At 67.8% G+C, this 14,839-nt stretch carries 16 protein-coding genes and 1 tRNA gene; 9 read left to right on the plus strand and 8 right to left on the minus strand.

Going from position 1 to position 14,839, the window contains the following annotated elements; all coding sequences use genetic code 11:
* Positions 1-34 precede the first annotated feature (34 nt).
* Complete coding sequence (locus LG306_RS07000) at positions 35-1,033, plus strand: cysteine synthase A (RefSeq protein ID WP_404419287.1); 999 nt, start codon at positions 35-37, stop codon at positions 1,031-1,033.
* Positions 1,034-1,078: 45 nt separating this feature from the next.
* Here LG306_RS07000 and LG306_RS07005 read toward each other — a convergent pair whose 3' ends face one another.
* The 7 genes from LG306_RS07005 to flgF all read right to left on the minus strand — a co-directional run bounded on the left by LG306_RS07005 (position 1,079) and on the right by flgF (position 6,896).
* On the minus strand, positions 1,079-2,866 hold the full coding sequence (locus tag LG306_RS07005) for a DUF885 domain-containing protein (protein WP_404419289.1): 1,788 nt from the start codon (positions 2,864-2,866) through the stop codon (positions 1,079-1,081).
* Between the two features lie 49 nt (positions 2,867-2,915).
* Positions 2,916-3,416 (minus strand): hypothetical protein, encoded by a 501-nt coding sequence (locus tag LG306_RS07010; protein WP_404419291.1) that lies wholly within the window; start codon positions 3,414-3,416, stop codon positions 2,916-2,918.
* A gap of 11 nt (positions 3,417-3,427) precedes the next feature.
* The gene (locus LG306_RS07015) at positions 3,428-3,856 is read right to left on the minus strand and encodes a hypothetical protein (protein ID WP_404419293.1); all 429 of its coding nucleotides are present in this window, start codon (positions 3,854-3,856) and stop codon (positions 3,428-3,430) included.
* Positions 3,857-3,998: 142 nt separating this feature from the next.
* The gene (flgH, locus tag LG306_RS07020; RefSeq protein WP_045810385.1) at positions 3,999-4,721 is read right to left on the minus strand and encodes a flagellar basal body L-ring protein FlgH; all 723 of its coding nucleotides are present in this window, start codon (positions 4,719-4,721) and stop codon (positions 3,999-4,001) included.
* Positions 4,722-4,733: 12 nt separating this feature from the next.
* Entirely contained in the window at positions 4,734-5,342 is a 609-nt protein-coding gene (locus tag LG306_RS07025) for a flagella basal body P-ring formation protein FlgA (protein ID WP_404419295.1), read from the minus strand.
* A gap of 10 nt (positions 5,343-5,352) precedes the next feature.
* The gene (gene flgG, locus LG306_RS07030; protein ID WP_112862478.1) at positions 5,353-6,141 is read right to left on the minus strand and encodes a flagellar basal-body rod protein FlgG; all 789 of its coding nucleotides are present in this window, start codon (positions 6,139-6,141) and stop codon (positions 5,353-5,355) included.
* Positions 6,142-6,155: 14 nt separating this feature from the next.
* Positions 6,156-6,896: a flagellar basal-body rod protein FlgF gene (gene flgF, locus LG306_RS07035; RefSeq protein WP_165115747.1), complete on the minus strand. Its 741-nt coding sequence runs from the start codon at positions 6,894-6,896 to the stop codon at positions 6,156-6,158.
* Between the two features lie 180 nt (positions 6,897-7,076).
* Between flgF and LG306_RS07040 the strand changes: the two genes are divergently transcribed.
* The 7 genes from LG306_RS07040 (at position 7,077) to LG306_RS07070 (ending at position 12,495) form a co-directional block, all read left to right on the plus strand.
* On the plus strand, positions 7,077-7,745 hold the full coding sequence (locus tag LG306_RS07040) for a flagellar basal body-associated FliL family protein (protein WP_404419298.1): 669 nt from the start codon (positions 7,077-7,079) through the stop codon (positions 7,743-7,745).
* A gap of 2 nt (positions 7,746-7,747) precedes the next feature.
* A complete protein-coding gene (fliM, locus tag LG306_RS07045; protein ID WP_404419300.1) occupies positions 7,748-8,791 on the plus strand; it encodes a flagellar motor switch protein FliM in 1,044 nt (347 codons plus the stop codon).
* Entirely contained in the window at positions 8,791-9,372 is a 582-nt protein-coding gene (locus tag LG306_RS07050; RefSeq protein ID WP_404419302.1) for a DUF6468 domain-containing protein, read from the plus strand. The genes fliM and LG306_RS07050 overlap by 1 nt, the downstream gene beginning before the upstream one ends.
* A gap of 17 nt (positions 9,373-9,389) precedes the next feature.
* Entirely contained in the window at positions 9,390-10,310 is a 921-nt protein-coding gene (locus LG306_RS07055) for a MotE family protein (RefSeq protein WP_404419304.1), read from the plus strand.
* Between the two features lie 311 nt (positions 10,311-10,621).
* Positions 10,622-10,861, plus strand: coding sequence for a DUF3297 family protein (locus LG306_RS07060; protein WP_045810378.1), 240 nt, complete (start codon positions 10,622-10,624; stop codon positions 10,859-10,861).
* A 43-nt stretch (positions 10,862-10,904) separates the two neighbouring features.
* Positions 10,905-12,350: a M20/M25/M40 family metallo-hydrolase gene (locus tag LG306_RS07065; protein WP_404419306.1), complete on the plus strand. Its 1,446-nt coding sequence runs from the start codon at positions 10,905-10,907 to the stop codon at positions 12,348-12,350.
* A 58-nt stretch (positions 12,351-12,408) separates the two neighbouring features.
* Positions 12,409-12,495, plus strand: a tRNA-Leu gene (locus LG306_RS07070).
* Between the two features lie 17 nt (positions 12,496-12,512).
* Here the strand turns inward: LG306_RS07070 and LG306_RS07075 are convergent.
* Positions 12,513-13,922: an SLC13 family permease gene (locus LG306_RS07075; RefSeq protein ID WP_404419670.1), complete on the minus strand. Its 1,410-nt coding sequence runs from the start codon at positions 13,920-13,922 to the stop codon at positions 12,513-12,515.
* Between the two features lie 89 nt (positions 13,923-14,011).
* On the opposite strand from LG306_RS07075, the gene LG306_RS07080 reads away from it, so the two are divergent.
* Positions 14,012-14,830 carry a hypothetical protein gene (locus LG306_RS07080; RefSeq protein ID WP_404419308.1) on the plus strand — a complete coding sequence of 273 codons (819 nt, stop codon included), beginning with the start codon at positions 14,012-14,014 and terminating at the stop codon, positions 14,828-14,830.
* The last annotated feature ends 9 nt before the right edge of the window (positions 14,831-14,839 follow it).

The following is a 14,839-nucleotide window of genomic DNA, read 5'->3' on the forward strand; positions in this document are numbered from 1 at the left end:
CGCCCTGTTTCAACCTTCGCCTGAAAGCCCAACCTTGTCCGCTACGTCATCCGTCATCGACCTGATCGGCAATACGCCGCTGGTGCGCCTGAACCGCCTGTCCGACGCGACGGGCTGCGAAATCTTGGGCAAGGCCGAGTTTCTGAATCCCGGCGGCTCGATCAAGGATCGCGCGGCCCTGTCGATCGTGCAGGGCGCGCGGGCGTCCGGCGCGCTGAAACCCGGCGGGACGATCGTCGAGGGCACGGCCGGCAACACCGGCATCGGCCTGGCCTTGGTCGGGGCCGCCTTGGGGCATCCGGTCGTCATCGTCATTCCCCGCACCCAGTCGGAAGAGAAGAAATCCGCCATCCGTTCGCTGGGCGCGCGCCTGGTCGAGGTGGACGCCGCGCCCTTTTCCAGCCCGAACCACTTCGTCCACTATTCCGGGCGTCTGGCCGCCGAGCTGAACGACGGCGAAGAGGCCGGCGCCATCTGGGCCAATCAGTTCGACAACACCGCCAACCGCGAGGCCCACTACAACACGACCGGCCCCGAAATCTGGACGCAGACCAACGGTCAGGTCGACGCCTTCGTCTCGGCCGTCGGCTCGGGCGGAACCATCGCCGGCGTCGGCGCCTATTTGCGCGAGCAGAAGCCGGATGTGACCATCGCCCTGGCCGATCCAGCGGGCGCGGCCATGTTCAACTGGTTCACCAAGGGCGAGATGACGGGCGAGGGATCGTCGATCACCGAGGGGATCGGCGTGGCCCGCATCACCGGCAATTTGGAAGGCTTCAAACCCGACTACGCCTATCGGATCGAGGACGCGGAGTTTCTGCCGATCCTGTTCGACCTAGTGAAGCACGAAGGTCTGTCGCTGGGCGGATCGGCGGGGGTGAACATCGCCGGCGTGGTGCGGCTGGCGCGCGAGCTTGGGCCCGGCAAGACCATCGTGACCTGCCTGTGCGATCCCGGCTCGCGCTATGCGTCCAAGCTATTCAACCCGGAATTCCTGCGGTCGAAAGGTTTGCCGGAGCCGGATTGGGCGTAATCCTCACAGTCTCCTCCCCACGGTGTGGTGAGGAGACATTGTCGCCTATTTTGCCTTCTGCTCCGCGATCCAGGCGTCCATCCGCTGGTCCAACAACGCCAGCGGCAGCGGGCCTTCGACCAGCAGGGCGTCGTGGAAGGTGCGGATATTGAACTTAGACCCCAGCTCCCGCTCGGCCCGCGCGCGGATTTCGCGCAGGCGGATTTCGCCGATCTTGTAGGCCGTGGCCTGGCCGGGCCAGCCGATGTAGCGCTGAAGCTCGGTCTCGATGTTGTGGGGCGCAAGGGCTGAGTTGTCGCGGAAACAGGCGCGGGCCTGTTCCTCGGTCCAGCCCATCCAGTGCAGACCGGTGTCCGCGACCAGTCGGCAAGCCCGCCACATCTCATAGGACAGCCGGCCAAACCGCTCGTAGGGCGTGCGGTAGAAGCCCATCTCCTCGCCCAGATATTCGGCATACAGGCCCCAACCCTCGGTGTAGGCGCTGACATTGGCTTGGCGGCGGAAATAGGGTTGGCCGGGCGCCTCCTGCTGCAAGGCGATCTGGAGGTGGTGGCCGGGAACGGCCTCATGGAGGGTCAGGGCGGGCAGTTCGTACAGCGGACGCTGATCCAACTTGGACGTGTTGACGATGTAATGGGCCGAAACGCCGTTCTGCATCGAACCGCCGTTGTAACGGCCGGTGGTGTAGTTTTCCTCGATCTGCGGCGGCACCGGCTGCACGTCGTAGGTCAGGCGGGGCAGGGTGGCGAACAGCGGGGGCAGGCCGCCGTCCGCGCGCTTGGCCATCTCCGACGCCTGCTGCAACAGGGCCTCGCGGCTGGTCGCATAGAACTGAGGGTCGGTGCGCAGGAAGTTCAGGAAGCCGGCGAAGTCGCCGGTCCAGCCCGACGCCTTCATCTCCATATCCATGCGGGCGCGGATGCGCGCGACCTCGTCCAGCCCGATCTGATGGATCTGATCGGGCGTCAGGTCGGTCGTGGTGTGGCCGCGCACCAGATAGGCGTAGAGTTCCTTGCCGCCGGGTCGATTGCCGATGCCCGGCTGGACCGGCGCCTTGGGCAGATAGTCGCTTTCGAGGAAGGCCAGCCAGGCCCGGCGCGCCGGAAGGATCGTTTCTGAAACTGCTGCCGTCGCCTCTGCAGTCAGGCGATCCTTGTCTGCCTGAGACACGGTCGAGGGCAGGGTCGATAGGGGCTTCAGCAGCGGCTCGGCGTCCGGCTTGATCGCCACATCGTTTCGCGCCAGCGTCAGGGCGCTCTCTGTCACGGATCGGGCCTGGACCAGGCTGGTGTCCAGGCCGCGCCGGGCGTTAGCGGTCGTCTGGGCGTAGATTTGGCCGAAGCCCCGGATACGCTGGATATAGGCCTCGGCCTCCGCGACCGAGTTCAGGCGCGTGCTGCCGCCGACATAGAGCGCCCAGGTTCCGGGGCCGCCTTCGGAGTCGAACGCCAGGCGGCTGGTGTCGTAGTCCAACCCTTCCAGGCTGCGGTTAAGCGTATAGAGCAGGAAGGCGTGGTTGATGCCGCCGGCATGGGAAAGACTTGCCGGGTCGATGGCCGTCAGCCGCCGCACGAACCCTTCCAGCGGCGCGCGCTGGGCCAGTTCGAACTCCCGCGACAGGTCAGGCACCCGGCCCATCGCCTCCACATCGCCCTCGCCGCCGGCCGAGATGGGATCGACGGACTTCAGATAGGTCTCGTAGTCGGCGATGACGGCGTTCAGCGCGGCGTCTGCCGGCGCAGCTGCGACGGCGGCGGGCGGCGTTTGCGCCACAGCCGCGATCGGCGACCCGGCCGCAAGCATGGCTGCAACAGCCAGATAAGAAATCTTCATGACGCCCCTCCTGTCAGGAGGGGCACGCAAGCCGAGCAGAGCCGATGCGTCAACCGCAGACGGTGAAGAACCGCTCGATTTGCACCTTTGCGGCGGGATGGGCGGCGTAGACGTGACGTTCGTCGTCAGCCCAGGCGGCGATCCAACCCAGACGGCGGAAGCGCTGGAAGACCGGATCCCTGGTCTTGGCCTGCGCCGTCAGCAGTTCGCCGTCATGCACGACGGCCGGCTCGGATGCGGCGCGATAGCGCTCGGTGTCGCCGCCGGATTCCAGATAGATTTCGCGGCCCGGCTTGTCGCTCGAGGCCGTCAGTTCCAGTGCGCTGGACCCGGCCTGACAGGCCAGCTTCAGCTTGACCTCGTCGCTGTTGGCGACGCCGTACGCCAGCATGGCCTCCTGACCATCGGTGTTCAGAAACCAGTCGTAACCGGGCATGGGCGCGGGCGCCGATGCGGTCGCCGCAGAGCCGGCGGCGGGCATCGGGGGCTGGGTCGCGCAAGCCGCAAGAGCCGAGACGGCGATCAAGGCTGATATCAAGCGAAGACGCATGCGTGAGGTCCTCAGCCGGCGCAGCGATCGGCGAAGCGACGCAGCTTGGCCATGTGCGGACGTTCGACGGTGATCGTGCTGGCGTCGTCGCCGACGGCGATCGTCATCCGGCCGTTCGACACGAAGGCGGAAAAGGCGGGGTGGTCGACGGGGATGGCCGTCTCCAGCTTGCCGCCACGCCCGACGCGCGCCTCGCTCGTCGCGGTCGACCCGCCTGAGGTGATGCGCGCAAAGCCGGCGGACGCATCCTCGCCATAGACCGCGACCGAGACCGCGCCCGAACCCGGCAGGCATTGCAGCGTGGCGCGCAGGCTGGCGGTGTCGGGGATATCGTTGGCCAGGACCATCGGTCCCTCGCCCTCGTACAGGCTCCAGGTCCAACCAACACCGGGCGCAGTCTGTATCGCGGCCGCCATAATGGCGGAGAGTATCAGCATCATGTGTCAGCCCCCGCCGACGACGCGCGTCGTCGCGTCGCCTTCAATGTCGTCAGACGCGGCTGTGACCGCAAGAGATCGGACGACCGCATTTCCCTTGAACGCGGTTATCCGTCAGCAGTTCAACCCGCAGGGTCGGCGCGCGTCAGAACGGGCTGAAGCGTTCCGCCAGCGCCTGACCGACAGGCGGGGCCTGGACGCGGCTGACGTCGCCACGACCGCCGTAGGAGATGCGCGCCTCGGCGATCTGGGTGTGGTTGATGGCGTTGGCCGACGAGATGTCCTCGGGACGGACGATGCCGGCGACGGTCAGTTCGCGGACCTCGCGGTTGGTGCGCACTTCCTGCCGACCCTGGATCACCAGATTGCCGTTGGCCAGGACGTCGGTGACGACGGCGGCGATGGTCAGCGACACCTTCTCGGCGCGGGTGACCGAACCATTGCCCGAGGACTTCAGATCGCCTTCCATGCCGACCATCTTCGACGGATCGAAACCGCCGGGGAAGGCGCGGCCCAGGCTGCTTTCCAGGCCGAACAGGTTGCTGACGCCGGCGTTGATCTCGTTGGAGCGCGAGCGCTGGGTCGAATTCTGGGTCTGGGCGCGATCGTCGATGTCGATCTTGACCGTCAGGATGTCGCCGATATGGCGCGCGCGCTGGTCGCCGAAGAAGGTGCGGGCGCCCGTGCGCCACAGGCTGTTTGCGCTGGCTGGCGTGGTCTCGCGCGCGGGCAGATAGGCCTGCTGCGCCGGGATCAGAGCGGCGGGATAGCCGATGGGGGCCAGTTCCGGACCGCGCACCGTTTCGGCGACGGTCGAGCAGGCCGCGAGCGGGGCGAGGGCGGCGAGGATCAGGACGGCTTTACGCATGACTTGGATTCCCTAGCGGGCGGCGAACTGTTGGGGATTGGCGCGGGCCATGTCGGCGCCGGGGCCGGCGATGGCCTGGCCGGGACCGGAGGCGACCGCGTCGATGACGCGGTTGGAGGCTGTGTTCATGATGGCGACCGGCTCGCCCAGACCTGCGCTGCGCATGGCCTTGCCCATGACGGCCAGGTTCACGCCGCCGACCTGATAGGTGACGCGCACCATATCGTTGCGGGCGATGACCTGCGGCGCGGCTCCGGGGCGATAGGCGGCGCGGGCGATAGGTTGGGCAGCCTGGACGGCGTCCATTGGCGCGGCCTCGGCCACGGTCTGAACGGGTCCGGCCGAACGCCGCACGGCGACGCGGCGCAGACCGTTCGGATTGCTCCAGTCCAGGCCCGCCTGACGCGCCTGGGCCTGAAGCTGACCGGCGTCCAGCACGACAGAAGGACCGACGCGCTCGGCGACGGCGACATTGGCCGCAGCGCCCGCGCCTTCGAAGATGTCGCCCAGGGTGACGCGGCCGTCGTCGTCCACGGGGTTTGCGCGCAGCACGACCGGATTTGCGAGGGCGGCGCCGGCGAAGGCGCTGACGGCGGCGGCGAGCAAGAGGGAACGGATCATGGTCACGGCCCTAGCCCTTCACTTGCGAGGCGACGGACAGCATCTGGTCGGCGGTGCTGATGACCTTGGAGTTCATCTCATAGGCGCGTTGCGCGACGATCAGGGCGCTGATTTCAGCCACCGCGTCCACGTTCGACGCCTCGGTGTAGGCCTGCATGATCTGGCCGTAACCTGCATCGCCGGGCGTCCCGACGATCGCCGGCCCGGACGCGGCGGTTTCCAGCAGCAGGTTGTCGCCAATGGCTTCCAGACCGGCTTCGTTGAAGAAGCTGGCCAGTTCGATCTGACCAACGGTGGTTGGCGCGGGCTGCCCCGCCTGGGTCACCTGAACCAAACCCGTCTTGGAGATCGACACCTTGGTCGCGTCCTGCGGGATGGTGATCGCCGGCTCCAGCAGATAGCCGTCGTCGGTCACCATCTGGCCTTCCGGATTGACCTGCAGATTGCCGGCGCGGGTGTAGGCCTTTTCGCCTGAGGGCAGGCTGATCTGGAAATAGCCCTTGCCGTCGATGGCCATGTCATAGGGGTTGCCGGTGATCTGCGGCGTGCCCTGTTCGGTGACGCGATAGACGGCCCCCGCCTTGACGCCCGCCCCGATCTGGATGCCGGTCGGAACCACGGTGCCGGAGGCTGAGGACTGGGCCCCCATACGTTCGACGTTCTGATAGAGCAGGTCCTGGAACTCGGCGCGCTGCTTCTTGAAGCCCACCGTGTTCATGTTGGCGATGTTGTTGGAGATCACCTCCACGTTCAGCTGCTGGGCGGCCATGCCCGAGGCTGCGGTTCTCAGAGCGCGCATGTTCCGGCTCTCCCTTAAGCGGCCTTGCCGAGGCGCTCGACGGCGCGACGGCTCAGGTCTGTGGTGTTTTCGATCAGCTTGGAAATGCTCTCGTAGGCGCGGCTGATCTCGACGAGATTGGTGATTTCGATCAACGGATTGACGTTGGAGGACTCCAGCGAGCCCTGATGAACCTGGGCGTCGGCGGCCTCGATCGGCTGGGCGTTGGACTTATTGCGGTAGAGGCTGTCGCCGCCCTTTTCGAGCACGCCCAGCGTATCGAAACGCACGACCGACAGTCGGCCAGTGACCTGTCCATTCTGGGTGATGGTGCCGTCGGCGCCGACGCTGGGCGCGCCGAGCGCGGGGTCCAGCACGATCTCCGCGCCGCCGCCAAGGACGGCCTGGCCCTGTTTGGTGGTCAGACGCCCTTCCGGGTCCAGGGTGAAGGCGCCGTCGCGGGTGTAGGCCTCGCCGTTGGCGCCATCACGCACGGTGAAGAAGGCGCCCTCGCCGGAAATGGCGAAGTCCAGCGAGCGGCCGGTCTGCTGCATGGAGCCCTGGCCGAAGTCGCGACCGACGCCATTGTCCAGCACGAAGCTGGCCGACGGGCGGATCGAGTCGTTGCGCGCCCGCTGCCCGATCTCGGCGCTAAGCATCAGCTGCTCGACCTTGAAGCCGGTGGTGTTGGCGTTGGCGACGTTGTTGGCCACGATGTCCAGTTCGCGACGCAGCGTCATCTGGCGTGACAGTCCGATATAGGCGGCGTTTTCCACGAGAGGCGTGCTCCTTCGTCTCAGCCTCTCGCAACGGCCGTGCCAACAGGGTTAATTCAGGCGCAATGCGGGTTTGAGCGGGATCGGGTCGTTTCCGACCCGGCAAATCCTGCCCATTGTAAACGTCGCGTTAACCAAACCGGACGATCCTCGTCATGAGAGAGTCTCCGGGGCGCGCGCATGTTCAAGTTCGGCAAGAAGAAGGGTGCGCCTGCGGCCGACGCCGACGCCAACCTGCCGGCCGTGACCGAGGGCGACGCCGCCGATGGCGACGCCGCCGCGCCCAAGAAAAAGAAAATCCCGCTGCTGTTCATCATCGCGCCGGTCGCCTTGCTGGTGCTGGGCGGCGGGGGGGCGGCCGCCTTCTTCATGCTGAAGCCCAAGCCCGCCGAAGCGCACGGCGCCGAGGCCGAAGCCGGCCACGGGGAAGAGAAGGCTGATAAGGCCGAAAAAAAGGAAGAGAAGAAGGAAGGCGGCGGTCACGGCGGCGGCAAGGAAGGCGAGGCCGATCCTGCGCTGGGCGTCATTTCTGAAGGGCCGGATGGCGTCACCTTCTACACCTTGCCCGACATGGTCATGAACATTCAGTCGCCCGACGGCCGTCCGACCTACCTGAAGCTGAAGCTGACGCTGGAGATGCACGACGCCGAGGTCGCGACCCACCTGCAGGAAGAGATGCCGCGCCTGCAGGACATGTTCACCGGCTTCGTGCGCGAACTGCGCCCCGAGGACCTCAGCGGCTCGGCCGGCACCTATCAGCTGCGCGCCGAGATCCTGCGCCGCGTCAATCTGATCGCCGCCCCGGGCAAGGCCGACGCCGTGCTGATCGAAGAAATGCTGGTGCAATAGGCATGACCGACGCGGCGCAACTCGATCCGTTCGGCGGTCTTGGCGATCCTGGCGACGCTATGGCCGAGCGCGTCCTGAACCAGGACGAGATCGACAGCCTGCTGGGCTTCGATCTGGGCGACGACGACGGGTCCGAACGCTCGGGCATCCGCGCCATCATCAACTCCGCGCTCGTCAGCTACGAGCGTCTGCCGATGCTGGAAATCGTGTTCGACCGCCTGGTGCGGTTGATGACGACCAGCCTTCGCAACTTCACCTCCGACAACGTCGAAGTCAGCCTGGACAACATCTCGTCGATCCGGTTCGGCGACTATCTGAATTCGATCCCGCTGCCGGCCATCCTGGCGGTGTTTCGCGCCGAGGAGCTGGACAACTACGGTCTGCTGACGGTCGATTCCAACCTGATCTATTCGATCGTGGATGTCCTGCTGGGCGGTCGTCGCGGCACGGCGGCGCTGCGCATCGAAGGCCGGCCCTACACCACCATCGAGCGGGTGCTGGTGCAGCGGATGGTCGAGGTCGTGCTGAACGACGCGCGCCAGGCGTTCGAGCCGCTGACGCCGGTCCACTTCAACTTGGACCGGCTGGAGACCAACCCGCGCTTCGCCGCCATCGCGCGTCCCGCCAACGCCGCCATCCTGATCAAGCTGCGGATCGACATGGAGGATCGCGGCGGCCGTATCGAGCTGCTGCTGCCCTATGCGACGCTGGAGCCGATCCGCAAGATGCTGCTGCAGCAGTTCATGGGCGAGAAGTTCGGCCGCGACAACATCTGGGAAGGCCACCTGGCCACCGAGATCTGGACGACCGAGACCGAAGTCCGCGCGGTCCTGGACGAACAGCAGATGCCCCTGTCCAGCGTGCTGAACCTCAAGGTCGGCGACACGATGATGCTGAACGCCACGCCAGACTCCGAGGTTTCGATCCGCGCCGGCTCCATCCCGCTGACCACCGGCCGCATGGGTCGCAAGGGCCAGCACATCGCCATACGCGTCGAAGGGCCGGTCAATCCGGAAGTCGCCGCCCGCCTGGGAGTGAACGTCTGATGGCCGGAATGATCATGGACGGCGTGCTGATGGTGTTGCTGATCGCGGCGGTCGGTTACGGCATCAAGCTCGAACGGAAGCTGGCCGCCCTGCGCGCCGGACAGCTGGCCTTCGCCCAGGCCGTCACCGAACTGAACGCCGCCGCCGGCCGCGCCGAAAACGCCCTGGCCACCCTTCGCGCCTCGGGTCAGGAAACGGATCTGCTGCACGACCGGATCATCAAGGCGCGAGAGGTCAAGTCACAACTGGAGACCCTGATCGCCCGCGCGCCGACCATGGCGCCCGTGCGGATCGTCGAGGACGAACCTGCCCGTCGCGCGACCCCGGCCGCTCTGGCTCCGGCGCCGGCCGCGACCGAAGACGAGGAGCGGGCTGAGCGCATGGCCGCCCTGGCGCAACGCATCCAGGGACTGGCCGCTCCCTCTTCGAACCGTCGTAATGAAGCGGCTGCGCCCGCGGGGCGCGACAATGTCGCCGCCATCGTTCAGGCCCTGACCGCCGGACGCTCCGCTAACCATTCCGCCAAACAAAGCCTCAACGCCGCGCGTCGTAATCTCGACGACGACCTGTTCGCCGCCTGAGTTCGGAACCCCATTCCATGGCCCGCCTTCCTCGCATCCTGCCCCTGATCGCCATCGCCATCGGCGGGGTCGTCGCCGTGCGCGCCGTCGGCGTCGCGCCTGGCCTGTTTGACGGGGCCAAGGCCTGGGCCGAGGAGGCGGTTCCCGCTGCGGCCGGCGCCCCGCCCAAGCCGGCTCTGCCCGGAACCTGTTCCGCCCTGTCTCCCGAACAGCTGGCCCAGCAGGCCGGGATTTCGCCGGCCGAGCTGAAGATCATCCAGTCGTTGTCGCAGCGCCGCGCGGCGCTTGATGCGCGGGATCAGGACTTCGCCACCACCCTGCCGCTGATGGTCGCTGCCGAGCAGAAGCTGGACGCCAAGGTCAAGGCGCTGGAAGCCTTGAAGGCCGAGATGAAGCAGATGCTGGGCCAGGTGGACGAGCGTGAGAAGGCCGAGATCGATCGTCTGGTTCAGGTCTATTCCGCCATGCGTCCCAAGGAGGCCGCCCCGGTCATGGCCGCGCTGGAGGACCGGGTGCGTCTGCCGGTCGCGGCCGCCATGCGCCCGCGCACCCTGGCCGCCATCATGGCCCAGATGAGCGCGCCGCAAGCCAAGGAGCTGACCGAAAAGCTCGCCGCCCGCTTCCAGGCCCAACAGATGGCCGCCCGCGCCGCCGCCGCCGAGGCTGCGACGCCTCCGGCCGCAACCCCCGCCGCTGCTGCGCCCGCCGCCACGACCCCGCCCGCGACACCGACGGCTCAGCCCGCCGCCGCCCCGACGACCCGTCCGACACCGCGCCCGGCCGCCAACCGTCCCGCTGCGCGACCGGCGGCTCGCCCGGCCGCGACCCCGGCGCGTCGCCCGACCGCCACGCCCGCCGCTGCGCCGGCCGCGACCGACCCGCAGCCCTATCAGCCTTCGAACGCCGCCAACGCCCAGCCGCGTCAAACGGTGCAGTAACGATATTTGTGATCCCTTGTCGGGCGTGTCATCTCGACAAGATGCCCTGTCCGACCAATGATCTTCGAACGCTCCGTCAGAGAGCGACTGCATCGAGGATCCGCGCCATGATCGGCGAATTGCTTTACGTCGCGCACCGCATGCGCCGGGCCATCATACTCGCCGTTCCGGCGGTCGGAACGGTGATGATGGCCGCCGTCGCCCAGCACTATCATCTTTTGCCGTAAGCGCCTGAGCCCGGTTTCGGATTGGCAGGGCGCGCCTGCGCGTCTATCACCGCGCCTTTCCGAGATTTGAGCCCGACCAACGCCATGTCCGACACGCCCCCCGACCGCCTCTCGGTCGACCCGTCTAGCCCGCATCACGACGCCGAGGTCCTGCAACGCGGCGTCGGCATTCGCTTCAAGGGCGAAGAGAAGACCAATGTCGAGGAATATTGCGTGTCCGAAGGCTGGGTGCGTCTGGCGCTCGGCAACCGCGTGGATCGCAAGGGCAAGGCCCTGACCGTGAAACTGCAGGGTCCGGTCGAACCCTATTTCCAGAACGACTGAACCTACCTAGGGTCCGGCTCTCATCTGAGTCCGGAGCCTGCTTATGTCCATCCGTCTGCTGACCGCCAGCGCCGTCGCCCTGGGTCACGTCGCCTTCGCGCCTGTGGCCCAAGCTCAGGATGCGGCGACGGTGCAGCAGGCGATCGTGGTGCGCGACGCCGCGATGCGCTCGAACATCGCCATGGACTATGTCACCCAGCTGACGACGCGGTTCGGCGCGCGCCCGGCGGGTTCGCGATCCGAACAGCAGGCCGCCGCCTGGGCCGCCGACTATCTGCGCGCCAACGGCTTCCAGAACGTCCGGATTGAAGAGTTCCCGCTGGTCGGCTGGGAGCGGGGCGAAAGCTCGGCCGCCATCGTCGGCGACAACGCCCAAGCCCTGGTCGCCGCCGCCCTGGGCCACTCGCCGGCCACGCCGAGGGGCGGCGTCGAGGCGGAGGTCGTGCGCTTCTCCACCTTCGAAGACCTGCAGGCGGCGCCCGAGGCCGCCGTCCGCGGCAAGATCGTCTATGTTGACCTGGGCCAGATGCACCCGATGCAGGACGGCTCCGGCTATGGTCCTCAGACCCGCGTGCGCGGCGCCGGCCCCGGCGTGGCGGCGGCCAAGGGCGCGGCGGCCTTCGTCATGCGCTCGGTGGGCTCTGACGAGGACCGGATGCCCCACACCGGCACGACCCGCTATGTCGACGGCAAGCCGACCATCCCCGCCTTCGCCCTGGCCGCGCCCGACGCGGACCAAGTCAGCCGCCTGGTCGCCCTGGGGCAGCCGGTGCGCATGCGTCTGACCTCGACCGCCCGCACCTATCGCACCACTAGCCAGAACGTGATCGGCGATCTGCCGGGCGCGACCCGACCGGAAGAGATCATCGTCCTGGGCTCGCACATGGACAGCTGGGACCTGGGCACCGGCGCCATCGACGACGGGGCAGGGGGGGCGATCACGGTCGCCGCCGCCAAGGCCATCGCCGACAGCGGCCGCCGTCCGGCCCGCACCCTGCGCGTCATCTTCTATGGGTCGGAAGAGGTGGCCCAGCCGACCGCCCAGACCGGCAACGGCGGCGGCGTCTATGCGCGTGGCCAGGGCGCGGCGCTGGACAAGCACATCATCGCCGGCGAGAGCGATTTCGGCGCCGACCGCGTTTATGCCCTGCGCCTGCCCGCCGGCGCGCAAGGCTCGGACTTCCAGAAGGCCGCGACCCGCGTCCTCTATCCGATCGGCGTTCTGGCCTCGGATCGCGTCGAGACTGAGGGCGGCGTCGATGTCGGACCGATGGGTCCGCTGGGCGTGCCCTTCTTCGGCCTGGCCCAGGACGGGACCCGCTATTTCGACCTGCACCACACCGCCAACGACACGCTCGACAAGATCGATCCGGCCCAACTGAGCCAGAACGTCGCCGCCTGGGCCGGCCTGCTGTGGCTGATCGCCGATTCCGACGTGGACTTCCGGGCGATGAAGCCCGCGACCACGCCGGCGACCCCGGCACGCTGACGACTTGGAGACCCGGACCGGTTCCGTCTATAGGAGCCGAACCGGGCCAGACCGGGCTGCGGGCGTGGCGAAACTGGTAGACGCAGCAGACTTAAAATCTGCCGGACGAAAGTCCTTGCCGGTTCGATCCCGGCCGCCCGCACCACTCCGACGACGATATCTTCAGAACGGGAAGAAGATCGGAATCGCGACCATGGCGGCGATCCAGGTCACGAGGTTCAGAGGCAGGCCGACCCGGACGAAGTCCATGTAGCTGTAGCCGCCCATGTTGAAGACCAGCACATTGGTCTGATAGCCGAACGGGGTGGCGAAGGCGGCCGAGGCGGCCATCATGACGCACACCAAAAAGGGGCGGGGATCCACGCCCAGGCTTTCGGCCAAGGCTACGGCGATGGGGGTGATCAGCACCGCGACCGTGGCGTTGGACAGCAGTTCGGTGGCGAACAGCGTCACGCCGTAAAGCACGATCAGGGCGCCCAGCGGCCCCAGGGGGCGGATCACGCCGATCAGCCGATCCGCACCGGCGGACGCCAGACCCGTCACCTCGATGGCGGTGCCCACCACCACCATGCCCGCGATCAGCAGCAGGATTTCGGGGCGCAGCCCGGCATAGGCCTCTTCGGGCGTGATCACGCGCAGCAGGATCAGCCCGACCGCTCCGGCGAAGGCCGAGGCGGCGATCGGCGCCCACCCCAGCGCCGCCGACAGGATCACCAGAACGAAGACGCCGAGCGAGATCGCCGCCGGCCTGAGCCGCAGCGGACGATCGGCGGCGCCATACAGCTCGACGTCCCCGAGATGCGCATCGCCCGATCCATCGGCCTGGTTTCGCGAACCGCCCAGGCGCGGCAGGCCGAACGGCAGCAGGCGTTTGCGACCGGTGATGGCTTCGGCCTCGGCGCGGCGACGCGCCTCCTCCATTTCCGCCAGGCGCGCGGCTTCGGCCTCATCCATGGCGACGGACCGGCCCAACTGGCGCGCGCCCACGAAATAAAGCCACAGGCCGCCGACGAGCGCGAGGACCAGACCCACGGGCGTGATCTCGAACAGGCCGAAGACCGGCTGGCCGGCGTTGCGGGCCATGTCGTTGACGAGCAGGTTGGTGGATGTCCCGATCAGGGTCAGCAGACCGCCCATGACCGTGACGTGGCTGAGCGGCATCAGGAACCGCTTGGGCGACAGGCGCAGCGACTGGGCCACATCCCGGATCACGGGCGCGGCCAGAACCACGACCGGCGTGTTGTTCAGAAAGCCGCCGACCGACCCGCACAGGCCGATGACGATCCAGATGCCTCGGGCGCCGATGCGGGCGGAAAGCTGCGTCGCCTGTCGGATCAGCCAGCCCAGAAGGCCGGACAGTTCGATCGCGTAGGCGATGACGAACAGGCCGGCCAGAGCGATGACGGCCGGGCTGGCGAAGGCGCCCTGCACCTCGACCGGCCGCACCACGCCCAGCAACAGAAGGACGGCGGCGCCCGTCAGCGCCACGACATCGGCGCGTACTTTGCCGTGGATGAGGACGCCCACGACGGCGACAAGCACGGCGAGCGCGGCGATCTGGTCGAAAGTCATGATGCTGTGCAGACCGTCCCCCATCGCTCGCGTCAACCTTTTTCGGGTGGTCGCATCCTCATCAGCGGTTCGCGTGTTAGGGTGGTTCCATGCCCGAACCGATTGCGTCGCCTTGTCCCTCGATCGTCGCGCTTGCGGCGTCCCTGCTTGTGCTCGGCGCCTGCCAGCGTGAGCCCCAGCCCACGACGGCTCCGGCCCCAAAACCCGAAACGCTGCCGGTCGTGACGGTCGCGCCCGCGCCCGTCCTGGACCGCGCCGGTCTGCTTCAGGCCATGGACATCGCCGCCTCGGCCTTCGCCGCCGGGCGCGAGGTTGGCGGCGCGACTCTGGCCGGTCGACGTTTCGTCGTGCGGCAGGCCTTTGGCTGCGGCGCACCCAGCGACGCCGCTGAGACTGCGACGAAAGGACTGGCGACCCTGACCTGGGCGAAAGAACGCCAAAGCCTGCGGGTCAGTCTGGCGCCGACGGATTGGCTTGAGGCCGGTCTGATCGGAATGAACGACAGCAGCCTGGAGGCGGCCGAAGGGTTCTGGCTGGCCAGGCCTTGGCTGCGCACAGAGGACTGCCCCGCGACGGCGTCCGCCGCTTCGACGTCAGACCAGCCCTCGCCCCAGACGGTGGGGCTGGCCGCCGTGTTCAAGGCGACCGGCGCGCGGACCGGCCGCCGCAACGGACGGGCCTATGAGTTCACGCTGCGCGGCGAGGACGGCCAACCGCCTGCGCCGTCCATGAACGGTTATCGTCTCGTTCTGGAAGGCCGCATGACCGCCTTCGCCGACGGCCGCGCCATCCACTGCCGCGCCGCCGCAGCCGATCAACGGCCGGTCTGCATCGGCGCGGTGCAACTCGACCGCGTCGCCTTCGAAGACGCAGACGGCCAGATGCTCAGCGAATGGCGCGACGGCTGAGCTGACGCA

It is taken from the genome of Brevundimonas vesicularis, from assembly GCF_044807075.1.
GTDB lineage: Bacteria > Pseudomonadota > Alphaproteobacteria > Caulobacterales > Caulobacteraceae > Brevundimonas > Brevundimonas vesicularis_G.